The sequence below is a fragment of the Pseudomonas sp. 34 E 7 genome (assembly GCF_900005715.1).
GTDB lineage: Bacteria > Pseudomonadota > Gammaproteobacteria > Pseudomonadales > Pseudomonadaceae > Aquipseudomonas > Aquipseudomonas orientalis_A.
Genome location: NZ_CVTX01000126.1, coordinates 1 through 3,031 on the forward strand (window position 1 = coordinate 1; position 3,031 = coordinate 3,031).

Sequence of the window (3,031 nt, forward strand, 5' to 3'; positions counted from 1 at the left end):
CCGCTGCAAAGTCCCTCGCCTGATCATTCAGTGCGAGGGATTGCAGATGGTTCTTTTCGTTAGAGCCCCGGTTATTGGGGCTGTGTTTTGATTCCGGCGCTGGCCAGCTTCGTCCTGGCCCCCATGGACCCCAAAGCGCCGGATGTTGAAAACGTGCTTGGGGATTTGCGCAATTGCCTGAACACCTTCGACGCGTGGGCCGACAGCTTTTTCAGTGGCTCGGCACTGGAAGTCGAGCAGGTGTTCAAGGTCGGTGACGACGTCGCACTGGTCGCGCCGATCTCTTCCGACACGCCCAGTCGCACCGTCGCTCAATGCAAGGCCCAGGGTGGGCTGACCCTGGTGCATCTGTTCGAGAGCACCCGCTTCGTCCCTATCGGCAACACGCCGGTCACGCTGCAAGCCATTGCACCGGACGGCACGCCCATTGGCGCGCCGCTGCACCGCACCATCGGCCCCAGCGGCATGCTTGAAGTGCCCGAATGTACTCGCGACCAGCGATACCGAGTCACTTTCTACCCCAATGTTTCCAAAGATCACGTCAAGGCGCTGTATGCGTCCTACCAGTCGGTGATTGCCGGACTGGAAGCGGATCTGCGCAAGCAGTGGCGCGAGCGCTTCGAGCCTCAATGGGCCGATTTTGCCAAAGCCCCGTCCTTCAAGCGCAGCGTGAAACAGGGTGCGGCCTTTGCAAGCGGGATTGGCCAGGCCTTTTACAACCTGTGGGACAACATCACCGAGCTGTACGACCTGCTGGCGAACCTTAAGTCCAACAGCGAAAAGCTGCTGCAGTACCTTTCCCAAGCCGAACTCGATGAACTGCTGAAACTGGGCAAGGACACACTCGCCCAAGGCTTTCTGGTGCTCAGCGATGAGCCGCTGCTGTTTATCTATTTGTCGGCGATGGTCAGTTGGATACGCCTGCAGCCGCCGCCCGAAATGTACGAGCTGTTGGGTGAGCTCACCGGCGAAGTCCTGATCAACCTGTTGCTGATATGGGCCACGCGGGGGATGGGGGTGCAGCTTCGGCTGGGGGCTCAGGTGTTGAGTTCTATCAAGTCCGGGCGGGCGCGGGCGCTGTTGGAGTTGCTGGCCAGGCAGGTGCCGGGGCCTGGGCTGGAAACCCATGTGCAGACGGCCAAACCGCTGCTGCTGAGCAGCGCGGCGACGCCGATCAAGGCAGTGCCGGTAGCGCCGTTGAAGGCGGGCGAGCATCTGGTTTCGAATCCGGTGCCGATGGTTCGCAACAAAACGCAGCGTACGGCGTTGGTGCGCCAGGAGCCGGTGGATGATGTGCCTGCCGTGGCGTCGAATCCGAAGGGCGATGCGGCGGCTTCTGCGGATAAAACCGTTACGAACGGTTGCCCGGTGTCGATGGTCACCGGCGAGGAACTGCTGACTCTGACCGATGGCGCGCTGGACGGCATCTTGCCGTTCGAGTGGACGCGCTTGTATCGCACCAGTGCGGTGGACGTGGATTGCGGGTTGGGGTTTGGCTGGAGTCATGCGCTGGCGCATCGGCTTGTAGTTTCAGGCGATTCGGTGGTGTGGACCGACCATGAGAACCGCTCGACCACCCTGCCCTTGCCGACGGTGGCTCGACCGGCGATTACCAACAGTCTGGCGGAAGCGGCGATTTATTTGGGCTCGGCGCCTGACGAGTTGGTGCTGGCCCAGTCCTCTCGGTTTTATCACTTTCAAGACGGCGTGCTGACGGCGATCAGCGATGCGTATGACAACCGATTGCGCATTTTCCGGGATCGGTTAGGGCGTATTGAGCGGCTGGATAACGGTACCGGGCGCTCTTTGCTTTTGCGCTACGAGTTAGGTCGGATTGTGGCGGTGGACTACCAGGTTCATCGCGCCAAAGGCCATGAGCCCTTCGTTTGGGTAACCGAGCAGAACGTCGTTTCCTACGCCTACGACGACGCCGGACGACTGGTGTCGGCGACCAATGCCGTCGGTGAACGCGAGGCTTATCGGTACGACGAACAGCACGTCATTCTTGAGCGGCAATTGGCCGGTGGGGCGAGTTTCTTTTGGGCGTGGGAAAGGTCTGGTAAAGCCGCGCGCTGTGTCCGGCACTGGGCCAGTTTTTCGCAGATGGACACGCGCTATGTATGGAGCGATGACGGCAGCGTCAACGTGCACAACGCCGATGGCAGCCAGGAAGTGTATGTCCACGATGCCCGGGCGCGGTTGGTGCAACGCATTGATCCGGACGGCGCGCAGCATTTCAAATCCTACGACGACAAGGGCCGACTGACCGTCGAGCAGGACCCGCTGGGCGCGGTGACGGCGTATCAGTACGACGCCGCCGGTCGCTTGGTCGCGCTGTTTCCGGGTGAGGATGAGCCGACATCCTACGAGCATGACAATGGTTTCGTACGGGTCGTGCGGCGTGGTGAGGCGGTTTGGAAATACGAGCGTAATGAGCAAGGCGATGTCATCCGCAGGATTGATCCGGACAGCGACGCGACGGACTACAGCTACGACAAGCAAGGGCAACTGACCGGGGTCTGGTATCCCGACAACAGTTGTCATCGGCTGGTGTGGAATGAGCGTGGGCAGCTTGTTGAAGAACAGTTGCCCAATGGAAGCATCATGCGTTATCGCTATGACGATCTGGGCCGGCAATTGTCGCGTGAGGATGAGCTTGGCGCGCTGACTCAGTATCAATGGGACGCGGTAGGGCGCCTGCTGAAACTGACCCAATCCGACGGTACTTATCGGGAGTTCAGCTACAACCCTTACGGAAAAATCATCGCCGAACGCGATGAACTCGGCCACGTCACCCGCTACGAATACGCCGACGGCCTGCACCTGATCAGCCGCCGCATCAACGCCGACGGCACTCAGGTCAAGTATCGCTACGACAACGCCCGCCTTTTGCTAACTGAAATCGAAAACGAAGTTGGCGAAACCTATCAACTGGACTACCACCCCAACGGCCTGATCCGACAGGAAACCGGCTTCGACGGCCAACGCACCGCCTACGCCTACGACCTCAACGGCAACCTGCTGGAAAAGA

1 protein-coding gene is annotated in these 3,031 nt (G+C 60.2%); it reads left to right on the top strand.

The window, feature by feature from the left end:
• Positions 1 to 87 precede the first annotated feature (87 nt).
• The coding region (locus tag BFP96_RS10455) for a DUF6531 domain-containing protein (protein WP_139113387.1) at positions 88 to 3,031 on the top strand (2,944 nt) is incomplete at its 3' end.